Origin of the sequence: Delftia sp. WSY_16 (assembly GCF_043104415.1) — a bacterium.
GTDB lineage: Bacteria > Pseudomonadota > Gammaproteobacteria > Burkholderiales > Burkholderiaceae_C > Comamonas > Comamonas tsuruhatensis.
The window spans coordinates 84,670-105,374 of the sequence record NZ_JBICKS010000030.1; the positions used below are offsets into that span (position 1 = coordinate 84,670).

The 20,705-nt window shown below is 70.8% G+C and carries 15 protein-coding genes; 7 read left to right on the plus strand and 8 right to left on the minus strand.

The window, feature by feature from the left end; translation table 11 throughout:
- Positions 1-48: 48 nt before the first annotated feature.
- The 4 genes from ACF8O7_RS15820 to ACF8O7_RS15835 all read left to right on the plus strand — a co-directional run bounded on the left by ACF8O7_RS15820 (position 49) and on the right by ACF8O7_RS15835 (position 4,125).
- A complete protein-coding gene (locus ACF8O7_RS15820; RefSeq protein ID WP_043825611.1) occupies positions 49-1,215 on the plus strand; it encodes an ABC transporter substrate-binding protein in 1,167 nt (388 codons plus the stop codon).
- 82 nt (positions 1,216-1,297) lie between these two features.
- Entirely contained in the window at positions 1,298-2,323 is a 1,026-nt protein-coding gene (locus ACF8O7_RS15825; protein ID WP_392443771.1) for a tripartite tricarboxylate transporter substrate binding protein, read from the plus strand.
- Positions 2,324-3,379: a GntG family PLP-dependent aldolase gene (locus ACF8O7_RS15830; protein ID WP_313238743.1), complete on the plus strand. Its 1,056-nt coding sequence runs from the start codon at positions 2,324-2,326 to the stop codon at positions 3,377-3,379. It begins immediately after the preceding gene.
- Between the two features lie 71 nt (positions 3,380-3,450).
- On the plus strand, positions 3,451-4,125 hold the full coding sequence (locus ACF8O7_RS15835) for a GntR family transcriptional regulator (RefSeq protein WP_012207532.1): 675 nt from the start codon (positions 3,451-3,453) through the stop codon (positions 4,123-4,125).
- A gap of 175 nt (positions 4,126-4,300) precedes the next feature.
- Here the strand turns inward: ACF8O7_RS15835 and ACF8O7_RS15840 are convergent, their stop codons facing one another.
- The 3 genes from ACF8O7_RS15840 to ACF8O7_RS15850 form a co-directional block, all read right to left on the minus strand.
- Positions 4,301-4,735: a DoxX family protein gene (locus tag ACF8O7_RS15840; protein ID WP_061289501.1), complete on the minus strand. Its 435-nt coding sequence runs from the start codon at positions 4,733-4,735 to the stop codon at positions 4,301-4,303.
- Between the two features lie 7 nt (positions 4,736-4,742).
- On the minus strand, positions 4,743-5,114 hold the full coding sequence (locus ACF8O7_RS15845; RefSeq protein ID WP_016454396.1) for a DUF4148 domain-containing protein: 372 nt from the start codon (positions 5,112-5,114) through the stop codon (positions 4,743-4,745).
- Positions 5,115-5,251: 137 nt separating this feature from the next.
- Complete coding sequence (locus ACF8O7_RS15850) at positions 5,252-6,904, minus strand: adenylate/guanylate cyclase domain-containing protein (RefSeq protein ID WP_392443773.1); 1,653 nt, start codon at positions 6,902-6,904, stop codon at positions 5,252-5,254.
- A gap of 116 nt (positions 6,905-7,020) precedes the next feature.
- Between ACF8O7_RS15850 and ACF8O7_RS15855 the strand changes: the two genes are divergently transcribed.
- A complete protein-coding gene (locus tag ACF8O7_RS15855) occupies positions 7,021-7,728 on the plus strand; it encodes a Crp/Fnr family transcriptional regulator (protein ID WP_154833513.1) in 708 nt (235 codons plus the stop codon).
- Here the strand turns inward: ACF8O7_RS15855 and ACF8O7_RS15860 are convergent.
- A complete protein-coding gene (locus ACF8O7_RS15860) occupies positions 7,725-9,344 on the minus strand; it encodes an ABC-F family ATP-binding cassette domain-containing protein (protein ID WP_392443775.1) in 1,620 nt (539 codons plus the stop codon). The genes ACF8O7_RS15855 and ACF8O7_RS15860 overlap by 4 nt on opposite strands.
- 375 nt (positions 9,345-9,719) lie before the next feature.
- Positions 9,720-12,860: an efflux RND transporter permease subunit gene (locus tag ACF8O7_RS15865; RefSeq protein WP_016454400.1), complete on the minus strand. Its 3,141-nt coding sequence runs from the start codon at positions 12,858-12,860 to the stop codon at positions 9,720-9,722.
- Between the two features lie 383 nt (positions 12,861-13,243).
- On the opposite strand from ACF8O7_RS15865, the gene ACF8O7_RS15870 reads away from it, so the two are divergent.
- Both ACF8O7_RS15870 and ACF8O7_RS15875 read left to right on the plus strand, forming a co-directional pair.
- Positions 13,244-13,978, plus strand: a complete 735-nt coding sequence (locus ACF8O7_RS15870; RefSeq protein WP_016448779.1) for a response regulator — start codon at positions 13,244-13,246, stop codon at positions 13,976-13,978.
- Positions 13,975-15,048, plus strand: a complete 1,074-nt coding sequence (locus tag ACF8O7_RS15875) for an ATP-binding protein (protein WP_016448780.1) — start codon at positions 13,975-13,977, stop codon at positions 15,046-15,048. The genes ACF8O7_RS15870 and ACF8O7_RS15875 overlap by 4 nt, the downstream gene beginning before the upstream one ends.
- A gap of 18 nt (positions 15,049-15,066) precedes the next feature.
- Here ACF8O7_RS15875 and ACF8O7_RS15880 read toward each other — a convergent pair whose 3' ends face one another.
- The 3 genes from ACF8O7_RS15880 to cobN form a co-directional block, all read right to left on the minus strand.
- Positions 15,067-15,528: a VWA domain-containing protein gene (locus ACF8O7_RS15880; RefSeq protein ID WP_084027467.1), complete on the minus strand. Its 462-nt coding sequence runs from the start codon at positions 15,526-15,528 to the stop codon at positions 15,067-15,069.
- Positions 15,529-15,737: 209 nt separating this feature from the next.
- Complete coding sequence (locus ACF8O7_RS15885; RefSeq protein WP_392443776.1) at positions 15,738-16,883, minus strand: ATP-binding protein; 1,146 nt, start codon at positions 16,881-16,883, stop codon at positions 15,738-15,740.
- Positions 16,880-20,701, minus strand: a complete 3,822-nt coding sequence (gene cobN / locus ACF8O7_RS15890; protein ID WP_392443778.1) for a cobaltochelatase subunit CobN — start codon at positions 20,699-20,701, stop codon at positions 16,880-16,882. The genes ACF8O7_RS15885 and cobN overlap by 4 nt, the downstream gene beginning before the upstream one ends.
- Positions 20,702-20,705 lie beyond the last annotated feature (4 nt).

The following is a 20,705-nucleotide window of genomic DNA, read 5'->3' on the forward strand; positions in this document are numbered from 1 at the left end:
TGAATGGCACCTTCCTGCTCCCATCCCTTTTGTCCGAGCTCTGAATCCATGCAACGCCGTCAACTTGTTTCCCTGCTTCCCCGTGCTGCAGCCATCGCAGCGGTTCCCGCGCTGGCGCCGGCCTTCGTGCGCAATGCCTTCGCCGATGAGGCAGGCCTGTCCGCCAAGACCATCACCATCGGCTGCTCGGCCGCCATGAGCGGCCCGCTGGCCGGGTTCGGCTCCGACATCAAGCTGGGCACGGAAGCGGCCATGGCGCAGATCAACGCACGTGGCGGCATCCAGGGCCGCACGCTGCAGCTGCAGATGGTTGACGACGGCTACGTGCCCCAGCGCTCGGCCGACAACGTGCGGCAGATGCTCTCCAAGGGCACGGCCTTTGCCCTTCTGTCCTGCGTGGGCACGCCCAACAACGCCGCCGTCATCCCGCTGATCGAGGAAGCCGGCGTTCCCTATGTGGCGCCGTTCACGGGCGCCTCGTCGCTGCGCAAGGGATCGCGCAACGTCTTCCATGTGCGCGCCAGCTACACCACCGAGGTCCGACGCCTGGTCCAGCGCCTTGCGGGCATGGGGCTCAAGGGCATTGGCATCGTCTACCTGGACAACGCCTACGGCCGCGAAATGCTGGAGGACGCCACGCGCGCCCTGGAGGCCGAGAAGATGGCCCCCGCCGTGCAGGCGGCCATCGCCACCGATGGCAAGAATCTGGCCGATGTGTTGAACAAAGTGGACGCGGCCCACCCCTCGGCCGTGCTGCTGGCCACGGCTGGCACGGTGTCGGTCGATCTGGTGCGCGGCCTGCGCAAGAGCGCGCCCGGCGTGCTGCTCACCGGCCTGAGCGTGACCCTGCCCAACGACAGCCTCAAGCCGCTGGGCGAGGACGCCCGGGGCATTGCCCTGACCATGGTCGTTCCCGCGCCGCACCAGGCCAAGCTGCAGGTGGTGCGCGACTACCAGGCCGCCATGCGCGCCCACGGGCAGCAGGAGTTCTCGCTGGGCACGCTGGAAGCCTATGTGAACACACGCGTGCTGGCCGAGGGCCTGGAACGCGCAGGCCGCGACCCCAGCCAGGCCAAGCTGCGCTCGGCGCTGGCCGGCATCCGCAACTGGGACATGGGCGGCTTCGTCATCGACTACAGCGGCCAGACGCCCCATGTCGGCTCCAGCTTCATCGACCTGGGCGTGCTGGGCAATGCGGGGCGCTTCATCGGTTGATGAAGGCGGGTGGCTTGCGGGCCAGGCCGCTGGCGGATCGGCCCATCGTTTCTTCCTGTCGCTGCACCAAGGAGCCTTCGCCATGCCTGCCGAACGTCACCCACTTCCGCACCCCGCCTTGCACCCTGCTGCACATCCCGCTTCGCACCGGGGCCTGCAGCGCCGCCTGCTCATCCTGGCAGCGGCTGCCCTGCCCGGTCTTGCCCTGGCGCAGAAATGGCCTGCGCAGCCCGTGCGCATCGTCGTGCCCTACACGGCCGGAGGCGGCTCGGACAACATCGCCCGCGCGCTGGGCACGGAGCTGTCGCGCGAACTGGGTCAGCCCGTGGTCGTGGACAACAAGCCCGGCGCCTCGGCCATGCTGGGCGCCGAGCTGGTGGCACGCGCCGCGCCCGACGGCTACACGCTGCTCCTGGCCGACATGCCGCACACCATCACGCCCAGTCTCTACAAGACACCGTACGACGCGCTCAAGGACTTCACGCCCGTGGCCCTGATCGGCTCCTCGCCGCTGGTGCTGGCCGTCAACCCCAAGCTCAAGGCGCAGAGCGTGAAGGAATACATCGCGATGGCCAAGGCACGGCCCGGCCAGATCAACTTCGCCTCGGGCGGCACGGGCACGGCCACGCATCTGGCAGGCGAGCTGTTCAAGCAGCAGACGGACACCTTCATCACCCACATTCCCTACAAGGGCTCGGGCCAGGCCGTCGCCGACGTGGTGGCCGGCCATACCGAGAGCATGTTCTCCTCGGCCCCCACCGTGATCCCCCATATCAAAAGCGGCGCGCTGCGCGCCCTGGCCACCACCGGTGCCCAGCGCTCGCCGGCCCTGCCCCAGGTGCCCACGATGGCCGAAAGCGGCGTGCGCGGCCTGACCGTGCTGCACTGGTTCGGCCTGCTGGCGCCTGCCCGGTTGCCCCCCGGCATACAGACCGCGCTGCACGATGCCGTGGCCCGCGCCATGGCCACGCCCGCGCTCCAGACCAAGCTGCAGTCCCTGGGGCTGGAACTGACGCCGCGCACTGCGGCGGAGTTCGGGGCCCAGATGGAGACCGACGCCGCACGCTGGGCCCGCGTCATCAAGGAACGCAACATCAAGGCGGACTGAATGCCCTCCCTGCACCATCACCACGACGCCGTTGACCTGCGCAGCGACACCGTCACGCGCCCCACGCCGCAGATGCTCGAAGCCATGGCCTGCGCCCCGCTGGGCGACGACGGCCTGGACGGCGACCCGACGGTGCGTGCGCTGGAAGAGACGGCGGCCCAGCGCTTTGGCAAGGCCGCAGGCCTGTTCGTGGCCAGCGGCACCATGGGCAACCTCGTGGCCGTGCTCGCCCATGGCCGCATGCCCGGCGAGGTACTGGCCGAGGCCGGCAGCCATCTGCTGAACGCCGAGCGCGCAGCCGCGGGCCTGACCGGCATGCACTACCGCAGCCTGCCCGGCGACGGCGGCCTGATCGCCCTGCCCGCTCTGGAAGCGGCGCTGGACACCTCGGCATCCGCGCGCTGCCCCAGCGCCCTCGTGGCCGTGGAGAACACCCACAACGCACGGGGCGGCAGCGTCGCGGCGCCCGAGTCGCTGGCGGCCCTGCATGCCCTGGCCGCCCGCCATGGCGTGCCCGTGCATACCGATGGCGCGCGCCTGTTCAATGCCGCCGTGGCACTGGGCCTGTCCTGCCGCGAGATCGCCGCACACACGGACTCGGTCACCGTCTGCCTGTCCAAGGGCCTGTCGGCTCCGGTGGGCTCGGTGCTCATGGGCCCGGCCGACTTCATCACGCGGGCGCGCGGCATACGGCGCATGCTGGGCGGCACCATGCGCCAGGCCGGCGTGATCGCGGCGGCGGGCCTGGTGGCGCTGGAGCACATGGTCGATCGCCTGGCCGAGGACCACGCACGCGCCCGCCGCCTGCACCAGGGCCTGCGCGCCATCCACCCGGCATGGTGCGCGGCCGAACTGCCGCAGACCAACATCGTGCAGGTGCGCGTGGGCACCAGCGCGGCCGATGCGCGCCTTTGGGAGGCACGCCTGGCCGAAGCCGGCGTGCTGGTGCGCACGGGCAGCGCGGGCCTGCTGCGCCTGGTCACGCACCGCCACATTGACGACGAGGCCGTGGACAGCACCCTGCAGACCTTCACGCGGCTGCATCACGACAACTGAGCACCACGCGAGGCCGGCAGGAGTGCCGGCCCTGGCTACACTGCCCATCGACCCTTGCATCCCCCATCACCATGACCCGCAGCACCGACATCCTCAACCTGACCGACCGCGTGACCGAGCAGCTGCGCAGCAAGCTCATCGATGGTGCCTGGGAGCCCGGGCAGAAGCTGTCGGAAGCCTCGCTCAGCGAAAGCCTGCAGATCTCGCGCAACACGCTGCGCGAGGCCTTCCGGCTGCTGACCAAGGAAGGCCTGCTGGTGCACGAGCCCAACAAGGGCGTGTCGGTGGCGGCGCCCAGCATCGCCTCCATCATCGACATCTACCGCGTGCGCCGCATGGTGGAGTGCCAGGCGCTGGCCCAGGCCTATCCCATGCACCCGGCTCGCAGCCTGATGCGCGAAGCCGTGGAGGCAGCGCAGCGCCACCGCGAGGCCCAGGACTGGTCCGGCGTGGGCACGGCCAACATGAGTTTCCACAAGGCCGTGGTGCAGCTGGCCGACAGCGAGCGCCTGGACACCATGTTCGAGCACCTGCTGGCCGAGCTGCGGCTGGCCTTCGGCCTGCTGCGCGACCCGCACTTCCTGCATGCGCCCTATGTGGACATGAATGCGCGCATCCTGCAGCAGTTCGAGGACGGCAAGCCGGCCGAGGCCGCTGCCGCACTCAATGACTACCTGGTGCATTCGGAGCGGCTGATCCTGGCCGCCTACGCCCGACGCCTGGCTGAAAAAGGCATCAAGGTGTGAGACAAAGACACCCCCTGAGCGGCTGACGCCGCTTCCCCCTCTCTACTCGCTTCGCGAGGGAGGGGGACGACACCCTCGGGGCGGGGCGGCCCTTCCTCGGTGTCCCTGGCTTTTCGGGCGCGCCGGTTTCATGGGCTATGGGTAACGCACAGCGCCAGGGATCACTGGCTCGTGCTCAACGCGAGGCCTTGCGCCGTGCGTCCAGGCTCCAGCGCGCCACGGGCGCCAGCATCAGTTGCACGAATCCCCCGGCGATCGCCAGGTTCTTCAGGAACTGCACCAGCTGGCCCTTGTCGCCGAACTGGTTGTGGAACATCAGCGCCGACATGACGCTGAACACGGCCATCACGGCCGCGGCCTCGCGGGTGCGCCAGCCCAGCAGCAGGGCCGTGGCCACGCCCAGCTCCACCACCAGCGCCATGGCATACGACAGCATGGGCAGCGGCAGGCCCGCCTTGGCGATATAGGCCATGGTGCCCTCCGGCCCCATCAGCTTGCCGATGCCGCTGTAGATGAACAGCAGGCTCAGCAGCACCCGGGCCAGCAGCGGCGCGAAGTCGGCCCAGGGCGATGCGGCGGCATGGGCAGTGGAATGCGTGGCGGCGCGCATCGTCGGCTCAACCCGGGACACGACCGGAACCCTGGCCTTCGGCCGCTTTCACCGAGCCGCCCAGGCGCTGCACTTCGGCCAGGTACTCGGGGCCGCTGCGCATGCGCTGGTACTGGGCCAGGCGCTGCTGGTAGTCGGCATCCCAGTGGTTCACATCGGACTCGCGGTAGACGTTGAGGCCGGCGCGGTTCCACAGGGCCAGGTCGGCCTGCACTTCGGCGCGCGACAGCGCGGGGCCGGAGCTGGCGGGCTCGGCGCCGAACCAGGTTTCTGCAGATACCGTGGCAGCCGGTGCGGCCGAGGCCATGCCCGGCCACAACGCGGAGGAAAGTGCGGCAGAAAGGGCGGTGATGGCGAAGAGGGTCTTTGCGTGCTTCATGGCGAATCCTTTGTCAAATCCTGCAGCGCGTGATTGCGTTCTGCATGGCTGCAGTCTCGTCTTCGCCCGCCTGCGCGTCAGTGCCTAAACGCACAGCTTTGCGCAAACTCTCCAGCTCCCACGCTCACCATCCACGCTCAGGGCCACTGCAGGCCGGGCCGTGCCACATGCAGGGCCGGCAAGGGCTCGGAGCGCCCGCGCACCTGCACCTGCCGGACTTCACCCAGGCCATCGGCCGCGCCCGCGCGGCGCGCCACCTCCAGCGACAGCACCAGCCGCGCCTGGGCGCTCTTGGTGTACTCCTGCAGGCGGCTGGCCGTGTTGACCACCTCGCCCACAGCCGTGAAGGTGGTGGTGTGCTCGAAGCCCACGCGCCCCACGGCGGCGCGCCCCGCGTGCAGCCCCATGCCGAAATCCACCGGCTGGCCGAACTGCGCCTCGAAGCTCGCGCTCCACTCCTGCATGCGCCGGTCGATGAGGGCGCTGGCCTGCACGGCCTGGCGGCAGGCCGTGTCCAGGTCGGTATCCAGGCCGAAGATGGCCATCACGCTGTCGCCGATGAACTGGTTGGCCATGCCGCCGCTGTCGTGCACGGCCTGGCCCACGCGCTCGAAATACTGGTCCAGCACCCAGGACAGGTCCACGGGCCATTGCCGCTCGGCCAGGCCCGACCAGCGGCGCAGGTCCACGAACAGGATGGCCACCGCGCGCACTTCGCGGACCTCGCGCTGCTCATCGCCCCGCCCGGCCTGGGCGGCTGCCGGCGAGCGAAACAGCGGCGCCACCTGCACATCGCCCGTGGGCCGCAGCTGGCAGGCCAGCCGCACGTCCTGCGGCGCGCCCACGCGCTCCAGCGTGAGGCGCTCGTCCCGCACCGGCGCAGGCAGGTGGGCCGCCGGGCCGGACACGCGCACCCGGCAGGTGGAGCAGCGCGCCCTGCCGCCGCACAGCGACAAATGGGCAATGCCATGCTCGCGGCTGGCTTCGAGCACGCTCATGCCCTGGGGCACCTGCACCGTGCGGCCCGGATAGTGCAGCAGCACCTGGCGGGCGCCGCGCAGGCGCATGCGCCGCCACAGCCAGGGGCCGGCCAGCAAGGCAGCCAGGCCGGCCAGCCAGCCCTGGCGCAGCCCCGATGTCAGATCGCGCAGCAGCTGCGCCGCCTGCGGCGAAGGCCCGGCCGGCGCGGGCACACCGGCCGCCGCGATCTCGCGCGCCATGGAGACGATTCCCAGCGCCGCCAGCACGGGCAGCAGCACGGCGGCCGTGAGCAGCAGCGGCTGCCAGCGCCGCCACCAGCCGCGCGCACGCATGGCCATGTGCAGGCCCATGCAGCCGTGGGTCCACGCGGCCGCCATCAGCAGCAGCTGGATGGCCATGCTGGAGGGATTCCAGGAAGAACGCACGATGCGCGCATACGAGGGGTCCACGCCCCAGGCCTCCTGCGCCAGCCGCGTGGCCGGCACGTGCAGGGCCAGCAGCAGCGGCAGGCTCAGGCCCAGCAGCAGCCGCACGGCCTCCAGCGCCGGCATGCGCAGACTGCGCCGCCGCGCCAGCGCCTGCAGCGCCAGCCCCATGTGCACGGCCAGCGCGCCGTAGAGCAGCAGGCTGCCGGGCAGGGATCGCCACACGCCGTGGACCAGCTCGCGCACGGCCTCGGCCGTGGCCAGCGAGACCAGGCCCAGGGCATGGTTGGACAGGTGCAGCGCCGCATAGGTCCACAGCACCAGGCCGGTGGACCAGTGGAGACTGCGCAGGGACGGCAGGGACGGAGGAAGGACACGGGCCATGGAAACGGATGATGCGCCCGACGGCAGGACAAGACAGGAACAATGGCGGCTTGAAGGAACTTGGGACAGCGCAGCCCGATCCAGAATCTTTGTACATTCCGCCCGCTATTGGTTCCATGGCCCACCCCACCCAGCCCTCCAGCTTCGCCCTGCGCGGCATCACCCTGTTCGAGGGCCTGGGCACCGCCAGCCTGGACCGCATCGCCGCCGACTGCGAATGGCGCCCGCTGCAGGCCCGCCAGCCCGTGTTCAATCGCTGCTCCACGGGCAGCGACGTGTTCTTCCTGGTCAGCGGGCGCGTGCGCATCACCACCTATTCGCCGGGCGGGCGCGAGGTCAGCTTCCGCGACTACGGGCCCGGCGAGCACTTCGGCGACCTGGCGGCCATTGACGGCCAGGCCCGCTCCACCGATGTGGTCACCCTGGAATCCTCGCTGCTGGCCAGCCTCTCGCGCCAGGACTTCCTGGCCCTGCTGGCGCGCGAGCCCGCCATCGCCTTGCGCATGATGGAGGGCCTGGCCGGCCTGGTGCGCCGGCTGACCGACCGCGTCATGGAACTGAGCACCCTGGGCGTGCCCACGCGCCTGCACAGGGAGCTGCTGCGCCTGGCCCGGGAGGCGGGCGTATCGCCCGAGCACACGGCCCTCATCAGCCCCGTGCCTTCGCACTCGGTGCTGGCCAGCAAGATCAGCACCAACCGCGAGCAGGTCACGCGCGAGCTGGGCGCCCTCACCCGGCGCGGCCTGCTGCGCAAGGAGGGGCGCCAGGCGCTGCTGGTGACCGATGTGCGCGCACTGCAGGCGCTGATAGCGCAGGAAAGCTAGGCGGACTCCATTCGCCAGCCCTGCGGCGACCACATCAGGCGTTCGGTCAGCCCGATGGCCTGCAGAAAATCCTCGTCATGCGAGACCACGACCAGCGTGCCGGCGTAGCCGCGCAGCATGCCCTCCAGCGCCTGCAGGGAAGGAAGGTCCAGGTGGTTGCAGGGCTCGTCCAGCAGGAGCAGGGGCGCGGGCGGCTCGGCATGCAGCGCGCAGGCCAGGGCAGCCTTGAGCTGCTCGCCGCCGCTGAGCCGACCCGCGGGCTGCTCCACCTGCCGGGCCGCCAGCCCGAGCCAGGCCAGGCGTGTGCGCAACACATCCACGGGGGTGCCGGGGCATGCGTCCTGCAACTGCTCCATCACCGTGCGCCCGGGCTGCAACAGGGACAGGCGCTGGTCCAGGTAGGCACAGGCCTGCATGCGGCGCACCTCGCCCGCCTGGGGCGCAAGGCGGCCTGACAGCACATCGAGCAGGCGCGTCTTGCCGCAGCCGTTGGGACCGGTCACGGCCAGGCGCTGGCCGCCGTACAGAGACAGGTTCAGGCGCGGCCCCGGGGAAAACGGCAGCAGCACATCGTCCAGCAGCGCCACCACGTCGCAGGGAGCACCTACCGGTGGCGGCGCCTGCAAGCGGATGTCGGCCTGCAGGTCGATCTGGCGCGCCGCCTCGCGCACGCGCTGGTCCAGCGCTTCGCGCGTGTCCGCCTGCTGGCGGCGCAGGCGGCCGGCCGACGCCTGGCTGCGCTCCTTTTGCCGGTCCAGCAGAATGCGCGCCTGGTTGGCCTCCTGGCCCTGGCGGCGGCCGCGCGCCTCGCGGCGCTGCTGGCGCTCCTGCTGCTCGCGCAACTGCTGCGTTTCGCGGCGGCGCTCCAGCTTGCGCTGCTCCAGCAGTTGCACCGCCGAGGCCATCTCGCGCGCCTTGGCTTCGGCATAGAAGGCGTAGCCGCCGCCGTAGCTGCGAAGCCCCTGCGGCGACAGCTCCACGATGCGTTCCATGCCCTGCAGCAGACTGCGGTCATGACTGACCACGACCAGGCCACCGGGCCAGCGCTGCAGTTGCGCGGCCAGGGCCTGGCGGCTTTCGCGGTCCAGGTGGTTGCTGGGCTCGTCCAGCACCAGGTGGTCGGCGCCCGACAGCAGCGCGCCCGCCAGGGCCGCGCGCATGGCCTCGCCGCCGCTGAGGGCGTGGCCCGGCGTATCGGCACGCAGATGACCCAGGCCCGCCAGCTCCAGCTGGGCCTGCAGGCGCTGGCGCAGGTCCCAGCGGTCGGCCAGCAGCTCGAAGTCGCGGGGCTCGCAACTGCCGGCCTCGATGCGCGCCAGCGCCTCCAGCGCGGGCTGCAGCCCGGCCAGCGCCGCCACCGAAGGCTGGCCGTGCCAGTCCGTGCGCTGGGCCAGGTACAGCACCTGCCCCGAGCGCAGGCAGCGGCCCTGCGAGGGCGCATCCAGCCCGGCCAGGATGCGCGCCAGCCGCGACTTGCCCACGCCGTTGCGCCCCACCAGGCCGGTGCGGCGGTGGTCCAGGGTTTCGGAAAGATCGGAGAAAAGGGGGCTGCCATCGGGCAGCACGCAGGAAACGCCGTCGAGCGTGATCGTGGTATTCGTCATATCGCGGTTCATGGATGCCAACGCAGTTCCTTGCCGCTTTGCATGCATTGCGCGTGCGGTGGGCAGGGTCGGGAAAAGCGGGCCGCTGGGATAGCGGCAGCATCAATGGCGCATGGGACGAATACCTCCTGCAATGGCGAACGAAGCCGCCATTATAGAAATCATGGGACGGACGTGCTGGCCGTGCCGGAGGGGGCGCCATCGGCGCCGTCGGGGCCAAGGGGGCCGGCATGCGCACCGGCGTTTGCACGCGGCGGCTCGGGTCCGGTGGGCCCGGCCTGCCGCGCGGGGGCTGCAGGCGCCGATGGCGCGCAAGGGTTCGAAGACTGTGCCGGCGGGCGGCCCTGAAAGCACAGGGCGTTGAGCGCGATCCAGAGGGGCATGTGTTTATGTTCCGGGGTCGGCAGCAGGCGGCGGCCGGCGCGCGCTGCCGCGCGGCCCGGCGATGCGCCGCTGCCATTCAAGGACGAAGACGAAGAAGACGGGCACGAAGAACACCGCCAGCACCGTGCCGCTGACCATGCCGCCGAACACGCCCGTGCCGATGGCGTGCTGGGTCTCGGCGCTGGCGCCCGATGCCAGCATCAGCGGCACCACGCCCAGCGCAAAGGCCAGCGAGGTCATGAGGATGGGCCGCAGCCGCAGGCGCGCGGCCTTGATGGCGGCCTCGCGCAGGTCCTGGCCTTCCTCGCGCAGCTGCTTGGCAAATTCCACGATCAGGATGGCGTTCTTGGCCGACAGGCCGATGATGGTGATCAGGCCCACCTTGAAGAACACATCGTTGGGCATGCCGCGCAGCAGCACGGCCGCCACCGCGCCCAGCAGGCCCAGGGGCACGACCAGCATCACCGACAGCGGGATGGACCAGCTCTCGTACAGCGCGGCCAGCACCAGGAAGACCACCAGCATGGACAGGGCCATGAGCAGGGGCGCCTGCGCGGCCGACTGGCGCTCCTGTAGCGACTGGCCGGTCCAGGCCACGGCAAAGCCGGGCGGCAGCTGGGCCACCAGCCGCTCCATCTCGGCCATGGCCGCGCCGCTGGATGTGCCGGGCGCAGGCGTGCCCGAGATGCGCGACGCCAGGAAGCCCTGGTAGCGCACCAGCTGCAGCGGCGTCTCGGACCACACGGGCGTGGCGAACTCGGCCAGCGGCACCATGCCGCCCGCAGCGTTGCGCACGTTCAGCCGGAGCACATCATCGATCTGCATGCGCGCGGGCGCGTCGGCCTGCACGATGACCTGCTGCATGCGCCCGGCGTTGGGGAAGTCGTTGACGTACAGCGAGCCCATGGCCGTGGACAGCGTCTCGCTGATGGCGGCAAAGCCCACGCCCAGGGCCTGGGCCTTCTGGCGGTCGATCTCCAGCCGCACGCTGGTGCCCGAAGGCAGGCTGTCCTGGTAGGCCGAGCCCAGCACGCTGCTGCTGCCGGCCAGCGCCAGCAACTGGTCGGTGGCCGACTTGAGCGCGGCATGGCCCTGGCCCGTGCGGTCCTGCAGGTACATGGTGAAGCCCGAGGAAGTGCCCAGCTCATCGATGGCCGGGGGCTGCAGCACCATGATGGCGCCCTCGGGCGCGTGTTCCATGGCCTTTTGCGCGAGCGAGACTTCCTCGCCGGCCGTGGCGCCGTTGCGCTGGTCCCAGTCCTTGAGCGTGGTGAAGGCCATGGCCGCGTTCGGGCCCGAGCCCGCGAAGCTGAAGCCCAGCACCGAGATGCTGGAGGCGATGCCGGGGCGCTGCGCCACATGCTCCTCATAGCGCTTGACCACGTCCAGCGTGCGCTCGGCCGTGGCATCGGCCGGCAGCTGGATGGAGGTCATGAAGTAGCCCTGGTCCTCCTCGGGCAGGAAGGCCGATGGCAGCTGGCGCAGCGCAAACACCAGGATGGCCACGATGGCCGCGAACAGCAGCATCATGCGGCCCGTGCGCCGGACCAGGCCCGTGACATGGGCCTCGTAGCGGTTCGTCAGCCGCTCGAAGCCGCGGTTGAACCAGCCGAAGAAGCCTTTCTTCTCATGGTGGCCTGCCGCCACCGGCTTGAGCAAGGTGGCGCACAGCGCCGGCGTCAGGCTCAGGGCCAGGAAGGCCGAGAACAGGATGGACACGGCCATGGACAGCGTGAACTGCTGGTAGATCACGCCCACCGAGCCGCTGGCGAACGCCATGGGAATGAACACCGCCGTCAGCACCAGGGTGATGCCGATGATGGCGCCCGTGATCTCCTTCATGGCCTTGAGCGTGGCATCGCGCGGCGACAGGCCTTCCTCGGCCATGAGGCGCTCCACGTTCTCCACCACGACGATGGCGTCATCCACGATGATGCCGATGGCCAGCACCATGCCGAACATGGTCAGCACGTTGATGGAAAAGCCCGCCACCAGCATCACGGCGAAGGTGCCCAGCAGCGCCACGGGCGCCACGATGGCCGGGATCAGCGTGTAGCGCAGGTTCTGCAGGAACAGGTACATCACCAGGAAGACCAGCACCATGGCCTCGACCAGGGTCTGCACCACCTTCTCGATGGAGATCTTGACGAAGGGCGCGGTGTTGAACGAGATGGTGTGCTGCATGCCCTGCGGCAGGATGGAGGCCAGCTCGGCCATGCGCTTTTGCACGGCAGCGGCCGTGCGCACGGCATTGGCACCGGGCGACAGCTGCACGGCGGCACTGGTGGCGGGCTTGCCGTCCTCGCGGTTGGAGAAGGCATAGGACTGCGCGCCCAGCTCCACGCGCGCCACGTCGCCCAGCACCAGGCGGGAGCCGTCGGCATGGGCGCGCAGCACGATGGCCGCGAACTGCGCGGGCGAGGTCAGCTGGCCCTGCACCGTCAGCGGCGTGGTCACGCGCTGGCCCGGCGCGGTCGGCGCATCGCCCACGCGGCCCGGGGCGATCTGCATGTTCTGCTGCTGTATGGCCTGGGTGAGGTCGCCCATGGACAGCCCGTAGGAAATCAGCTTGGCCGGATCGACCCAGACGCGCATGGCCTGCTCGGTACCGAACAGCTGCACGCGGCCCACGCCCTCGATGCGGCGCAGCTCCTCCACGATGTTGCGCGCCATGTAGTCATTGAGTGCCAGCTCGTCGAACTCGCCGCCCGGCGAGATCAGGCCCACCAGCAGCAGAAAGCTCGACGTGGCCGACTCCACCTGCAGCCCGTTCTGGCGCACGGCCTGCGGCAGGCGCGGCTCCACGGCCTTGATGCGGTTTTGCACATCCACCTGGGCCAGCTCCGGGTTGGTGCCGGGCTTGAAGGTGGCCTTGATCTCGGCCGAGCCCGAGGTGTCCACCGAGGACTCGAAGTACAGCAGGTGGCGGACGCTGGACAGCTCGCGCTCGATCAGCGAGACCACGGAATCATTGAGCGTCTTGGGCGTGGCGCCCGGATAGGTGGCATACAGGCTCACCGTGGGCGGCGCCACCGTGGGATAGCGCGATATCGGCAATTGCGGGATGGCGAGCACGCCCAGCAGCACGATGAACAGCGCGATGACCCAGGCAAAGACGGGCCGGTGAATGAAGAACTGTGGCATGGACGCGAGGTCTGGTTTTCAATGCGCGCCAGGGCGCGCTGCGGAAAAAATACGGCGCCTGGCGCCGAATCATCTGAGGGGCCATCCGGATGCAAATCCAGATTGCCAGGAGGCATGGGGATGGAGGAAACTCCTGCCGGTGCGGCTTCGGCCTGCGGCGTGTTGCCGCCAGGGCCATTCATCCATGGAGCCGCTGCAAAGCTAACAGCTCTCCCACCCGCTCATACGGCATTGCCGCTGTGACTTCATATTCAGGGATTTGTTTCGCATGCCGGCCAATGGCGGCGGCACAGGGAAACAGCTTGCGTTCTTTCGATGGCATTTCGGCCCGGGAAATGTGGAAGAACGATGGAGATGAACACAGCCCCCGCCGCGACCCCAAAATGGCTTCTATCATTGCCCAGCCCTTGCCTTTCCAGCCATCGACATCGCTCATCCTCGTTGCCGAGGACGAGCCCGAGATCGCAGACATCCTGTGCGCCTACCTGGCCCGCAGCGACCTGCGCACCGTCCATGCCGCCGATGGCCAGCAGGCCCTTGAACTGCATCACCACTTGAAACCCGATCTCGTTCTTCTCGACGTGCAGATGCCACGCCTCGACGGCTGGCAGGTGCTGTCCGAAATCCGCCGGCGCGGCGACACGCCCGTCATCATGCTCACCGCCCTCAACCAGGACGTGGACAAGCTCATCGGCCTGCGCATTGGCGCGGACGACTACGTGGGCAAGCCCTTCAATGCGGCCGAGGTCGTGGCGCGCGTGCAGGCCGTGCTGCGCCGCTGCGGCCAGGGCCGGCTCCGCGATACCAAGCTGCTGCAGGCCGGCCCCTTTCGCGTGGACCTGGACAGCCGCGAGGTCAGCGTGCAGGTGCAGGGCGCCACGCATGTGCCCGAACTCACCGTGACCGAATTCAACCTGCTGGCCAGCCTGGTGCGTTCGCCCCGGCGCGTGTTCAGCCGCGCCGAGCTGCTGCTCAGTTGCCTGCCCGAAGGCCACACGCTGGAACGCACCGTGGACAGCCACATCAGCAAGCTGCGCAAGAAGCTCGAAGGCCTGGGCCTGCAGGGCATGCCCGACAGCGTGCGCAGCGTGGGCTACCGGCTGGGGATGGACCCATGAGCGCAGTGCCGGGCCTGCGCCGGCAGGTGGTGCTGACCATGTCGGCCGTCACGCTGGCCGTGGTCGTGCTGTGCGTGCTGGGTTCGTACGCCTTCTATGCACTGCTGCTGACCTTTCACCCGGCCAGCGTCTCCGACGGCTGGATGCCCTCCAGCGTGGAGCTGGCCTGGGTGCTGCTGACCCTGGTCATCGCCCTGCTGATCGCCATCTTCGTGGCCACGCGGCTGTCGCGGCGCATCCTGCCCTCGCTGGACTCGGTGGCCATCAGCCTGCGCCAGCTGGCCCAGGGCGACCTCTCGGCGCGCGCGCACACCGACGACAGCGCGCTGCACGAGGCCGCCCAGCTGGTGCACGACTTCAACAGCCTGGCCCAGCGCCTGGAAGGCATGGCGCAGGAGCGCGCCTTCTGGAGCGCGGCCATCGCCCATGAGCTGCGCACGCCCGTGACCATCCTCAGCGGACGGCTGCAAGGCCTGTCCGACGGCGTCTTCCTGCCCAGCAAGGACATGCTGGCCAGCCTGATGACCCAGGTCGAGGGGCTGACCCGCCTGATCGACGATCTGCGCCTGCTGGGCCTGCAGGACAACGGCCACCTGCATCTGGAGCTGCGCCAGACCTGCCTGGCCGGCGAGGTGCGATCGGTGACCCTGGCCGTGGGGCCGGCGCTGGAGCAGGCGGGCCTGCAACTGGCGCTGGAGCTGGACGAGCAGCCCGTGGTCTGCGACCCCGTGCGCATACGCCAGGCCCTGCTGGCCCTGCTGGAGAACGCCATGCTGTATGCGCAGCCCGGCCCCCTGCTGGTGGCCGCGCGCGTGCGCCAGGGCCTGTGCACCGTGCGCGTGGAAGACAGCGGCCCCGGCGTGGCGGCGGACCTTGCGCCGCGCATCTTCGACGCCTTCCAGCGCGGCGAAGGCGCCCGCAGCCGCAAAAACGCCGGCGTGGGGGCCAGCAAGGGCAGCGGACTGGGCCTGGCCGTGGTCCAGGCCATTGCCCAGGCCCATGGCGGGCGGGCGCAATGCCTGCCGGGCGAGCGCGGCGGCGCGCTGTTCGAGCTGAGCTGGCCGGCCTGACCTCGTCAGAGCCGCAGATCAGCCTGCGAAATCATCGGCCCGCACATGGCGTGCGTCCCAGGCAGCGGCCAGCGCAGCGGCCCGGCCCAGGCGCACGCGGCCTGATTCAAAGTCCACGATGCCTGCCTCCTGCGCCGCCGCAGGCCGCGCGGGCCGCTCGCGCGTGCGGCCGTCGGTGAGCAGCCACAGCCAGCCCTGGCAGGAGGCCTCTGCGCCGCAATGGCGCTGCAGCAACTGGCCCGCCTGCTCCACGGCCGCCTGCAGCGGCGTGCCGCCGCCCCCGCCAATGGGAGCGATCCAGTCGTCATTCCAGGCCGCAGCCTTGCGCGGCGGCAGGCGCAATTCCACGCGCGTGCCCGCAAAGCAGATCAGCGCCACCTGCTCGCGGCGGCGGTAGGCCTCTTCCATCAGCGACAGCAGCACGCCCTTGGCCCGCGCCAGTGCGCCGCTGGCGGCCATGGAGGCCGAGCAATCGAGCACAAAGCAATGCAGCCGCGTGGCCTGCGGCGGCTCGCGGCGGCGCTGCAGATGTTCGGGCGCCAGCGCCTGGGCGCCGCGCGCGGCCAGCGTGCGCGGCCAGTCCCAGCTGCCGGTGGTCTGCCCGCCTTGCGACTGAGCCAGCCGGGGTTGGCTGGCGGCCTGCTGGCCCGCCCCCGCACCCCTTGCCTGTGGCGCGGGGCCGCGGGGGCTCAGGCTTTTTTTGCGGCGGGCGCTCCCGCCTTTGCGGCCTCGCGGGCAAGCAATGAGGGCACGGCGACACGCAGCAGGCCCACGGGCTCGGGCGGCATGGCGCCCCAGTCAGCCTCGGAGGGCGGGCTGTCGCCTGCGCCGTTGGCCGTGGATTCTGCAGGCGGCCGGATTTGTGCCGGCGACTGCGAAGGCGGATTCGATGGCGCTTGCTGTGGGGATGGCTGCTGCTGCGGCTGTGGCTGCGGCGCCCCCGGCTTGCGGCGGTGCACCAGCACCAGCTCGGCCACGGCCTGCACATGGTCGGGCCTGACCTCGGCATCGCCCAGCCAGGCGGCCCAGGCGCGGGCGGCGCGCAGCAGCACCAGGTCGGCCCGCAGGCCGTCCACCTGGGCGGCAATGCACAGCGCTCCGGCGGCCTGCAGCACCGCGTCGGACCAGGGCAGCGCGCCGGCCGGCTGCAGGCGCTCGCGTGCCGTGCGCAGCTGCGCGGCCAGCGCGGCCTGGGCGTCTGCATGGCGGGCGCGGAAGGCGGCCGGGTCGGCATCGAACAGCAGCCGCGCGCGCACGATGGCCTGGCGCTGGGCCGGGTCCTCCACATTGGCCAGGCGCACGCACAGGCCCAGGCGGTCCAGCAACTGCGGGCGCAGCTGGCCTTCCTCGGGGTTCATGGTGCCCACCAGCACGAAGCGCGCCGCGTGGCGGTGGGAGATGCCGTCGCGCTCGACCACGTTGACGCCGCTGGCGGCCGCATCCAGCAGCACATCGACCAGGGCATCGGGCAGCAGGTTGATCTCGTCCACATAGAGCACGCCGCCATGGGCGCGCGCCAGCAGGCCGGGCGCGAATTTGAGCGCATGCCCGGCCATGGCCTGGCCCAGGTCCAGCGAGCCGGCCAGATGCTCCAGCGAGGCGCCCAGCGGCAGCGTGACGAAGGGCGCGGCATCGATGAGCTCGGCCAGCGCGCGCGCGGCCGTGGACTTGGCCGTGCCGCGCGGCCCCTCGATCAGCACGCCGCCCAGTTGCGGGTCGATGGCGGCCAGCAGCAGCGCCTGGCACAGCAGGGGCTGGCCGGCAATGGCGGCAAAGGGAAACAGCGGCGGCAGCGCGGGCGGGGCGCCGCTGCCCAGGTCAGGAGATGCGGTCATGCGCGCAATCCTTCGAGATGGTTTTCATGTTCCAGCAGCAGGTCTTCCAGCTGCTGGCGATAGTCGCCGGGCTGCTCCCACAGGCCGCGCTGCATGGCTTCGAGCAGGCGCTCCAGCATGTCGCGCAGGGCCTGCGGATTGTGCTGCACGAGAAAGTCGCGCGTGGCCGCGTCCAGCACATAGGCGTCGGCCACCAGGGCGTACTGGTGGTCGCCCACCTGCTGCGTGGTGGCGTCGAAGCCGAAGAGATAGTCCACCGTGGCCGCCATCTCGAAGGCGCCCTTGTAGCCATGGCGCTTGGCGCCGTCCATCCACTTGGGATTGGTGACGCGCGAGCGCACCACGCGCGCAATCTCCTCCTTGAGCGAGCGCACGCGCGGCTGGGCCGGGTTGGCATGGTCGCCGTGGTAGAGCGCGGGCTGGCGGCCCGAGAGGTGGCGCACGGCCGAGGCCATGCCGCCCTGGAACTGGAAGTAGTCGCCCGAGTCGAGGATGTCGTGCTCGCGGCTGTCCTGGTTGTGGGCCACCACGTCGAGCTCGCCCAGGCGGCGGCGCAGCGCATCGCCTGCGGGCACGCCCTCGGCGTCCTGGCCGTAGGCATGCTGGCTCCAGCCCAGGTAGGCCTGGGCCAGGTCGGCATCGCCCTGCCAGTCGCCGCTCTGGAACAGTCCACCCAGGCCCGATCCATAGTGGCCGGGTGGCGCGCCGAACACGCGCCAGCCGGCCTGCAGGCGGGCCTGCACGGCGTCCATGCCCTGCGCCCGCAGCTGCTCGGCCTCGGCCAGGATGCGCGCGCGTATGGGGTTGTCCTCGGCGTCTTCGTCCAGCGCGGCCACGGCCTGCACGGCCGCGTCGAACATCTGCACGGCGCCCGGGAAGGCATCGCGGAAGAAGCCCGAGATGCGCAGCGTCACATCCACGCGCGGCCGGCCCATGCCCACGCGCGGCACCACCTCGAAGTCCACCACGCGCTGGCTGCCGGGCGCCCATTTGGGGCGCACCCCGATCAGCGCAAAGGCCTGGGCGATGTCATCGCCACCCGTGCGCATGGTGGCCGTGCCCCAGACCGACAGGCCCAGGGTGCGCGGGTATTCGCCGTGCTCCTGCAGATAGCGCTCCAGCAGCCTGAGCGTGGCCTGCTGGCCCAGCTCCCAGGCGGCCTGGGTGGGAATGGCGCGCGTGTCCAGCGTGTAGAAATTGCGCCCCGTGGGCAGCACGTCGGGCCGCCCGCGCGAGGGCGATCCGCTGGGCCCGGGCGGCACGAAGCGGCCCTGCAGCCCGCGCAGCAGCTGGCGCAGTTCCTCGCCGCCACAGGCATCCAGCGCGGGCGCCAGCACGGCATGCACCTGCGCCAGCGCGGCGCGCGTCTGCGGCCAGTCACCGGCCGGGGCCTCACCTTCCAGCAGTTGCTGGGCCAGCAGCTCCAGGCGCTCGCGCGTGTCTCCCTCATGGCGCCAGGGCTCGTCGCTCACGGCCTGCAGGGCGGCGGGGCGCGCGCCGGTCCAGGGGCGTGCGGGCTCCATGCGCAGCGGGTCGAACCCGGGGCTGTCCAGCAGGTCGGCGGCCAGCGCCTGGATCAGGCCCTGGCCTTCGTCCGACGGGAAGCGCGCCAGCGCCAGCAGCGTGTCGCGGCGCTGGCGGCCTTGAGGCGAGGCGCCGAAGACATGCAGGCCGTCGCGGATCTGGGTTTCCTTGAGCTCGCACAGGTAGGCGTCTATGCGTTCGAGCACGGCATCGTCGTCCTGCGCGGCACCGGGCGCCAGGTCCAGCTCCTGGTCCAGGTGCTGGCGGCGCACGATGTCCAGGATCTGGCGGCGCAGCAGCGCGCCGCGCCGCGCATCGACCAGCAGCGCGTCGTAGTACTCGTCCACCAGGCGCTCCAGGTCCTGCAGCGGGCCGTGGTTTTCGGCGCGCGTCAGCGGCGGCATCAGGTGGTCGATGATCACGGCCTGGCTGCGGCGCTTGGCCTGGGCGCCTTCGCCGGGATCGTTGACGATGAAGGGGTAGAGATGGGGCAGCGGGCCCAGGATGGCATCGGGCCAGCACGCGCCCGACAGCGCCAGGCTCTTGCCCGGCAGCCATTCGAGGTTGCCATGCTTGCCCACGTGGACCATGGCGTCCACGGCAAAGCGGTCGCGCAGCCAGAAGTAGAAGGCCAGGTAGCCGTGGGGCGGCACCAGCTCGGCATCGTGGTAGCTCGCATAGTCCTGCGCGCCCATGCCTTTACCGACCAATGCACGCGCCGGCTGTATGCCGACAAAGACATGGCCCAGGCGCAGGCCCGCGATCATGAAGCGGCCCTGGCGCAGCAGCGGGTCGGCCTCGGGCGCGCCCCAGCGCGCCGTGATGGCGTCGGCCATGCCGTCCGGCAGCGCGGCCAGGCGCGCCAGGTATTCGTCCAGCGCATAGCTTTGCCAGGCCGGGCGCAGCGGCCATTGGGCCGGGTCGTTGGCAATGCCCTGCTGCAGGGTGTGCATCAGCGCCTCGCCATCGGCGGGCAGCTGCGCGGGGTCGCCCAGCTCGTGCCCTTCGGCCGCCAGGTGCTGCAGGATGGCGATCACCGAGGCCGGCGTATCCAGCCCCACGCCGCTGCCGATGCGGCCTTCGCTGCCCGGATAGTTGGCCAGCACCAGGGCCAGGCGCTTGTCGCGCGCGGGCAGGCTGCGCAGGCGGCACCAGCGCCAGGCCAGGTCGGCCACGAAGTCCACGCGGTCGGGCTCGGGCTGGTAGGCCACCACGTCGGCCTGGGTGAAGGCGCAGCGGTGGGACAGGCCCTTGAAGCTGATGGCGCGCGTGATGATGCGGCCATCCATCTCGGGCAGCACCACCTGCATGGCGATGTCGCGCGGGCGCAGGCCCTGGCTGTCGGCCCACCAGTCCTCGCGGTTGCCGCCGCTGGCAATGACCTGCAGCACGGGCGCATCGCCGGCCAGGGCCGTGCCCGATTCCAGCGCCGAGAACGCCGTGGTGTTGAGCACCAGCTGCACGGCATGGTCTTCGCAGAGCTGGCGCAGCGTGGCCAGGCACAGCGGGTCCTTGAGCGAGTCCAGCGCCACGGGCAGCGGGTTCATGCCGCGCTGCTGCAGCGACAGGGCCATGGCGTCGAAGGCCGCCGTATTGCCCGCCAGCAGGTGGGAGCGGTAGAACACCAGGGCCACCGTGGGCGCACCCGGCGTCCAGGCGCGCTGCAGGTCGTCGATGCCGGCCACGTCATGGGCCTGCACCTGGGCAGGGTTGGGGGCGTTCTCGAACAGCGCAGGCGGCACGTGCACGGCTGCCTGAGGCAGGGTGCGCGGCGGCAGCGGCGCATCGCCCCGGTCCAGCCCGTGGTAGACGGTGGCCTTGAGGAACTCGCGCGCATTGGCCGCGCCGCCCGAGCGCAGGTACTGCCACAGCTGGCGGCAGGCGGCGGCCGGCAGCGTGCTGCGCGCCAGCAGGTGCGGGTCTTCCTGCAGGTCACCCGAGAACATGGCCAGGCGCTGCCCCTTGCGGCGCGCCAGAGAGCCGATCTGCTCGATGCCGTAGGGCCAGGCCGACTCCGAGCCCAGGTGGTCCACGATGACCACGCGGGCATGGCGCAGCACCTCGTCCACATACAGGTCCAGCGAGGCCGGCTGGCGCAGGTACAGCAGATTGGCCAGCCGCACCGAAGGGAAGTCCGCCGACGCCCCGGCCAGCGCGGCCACGGCCGAGGACAGCAGGGCCAGCGTGGTGTCGGCCGAGCTCAGGATGACGATGTCGGCCGGCGTCTGGTCGAGGCGGGTGACGATGCTCTCGTCCTCGACGAAGCCGCCGGGGCGCGTGGACAGCAGGTGCATGGAA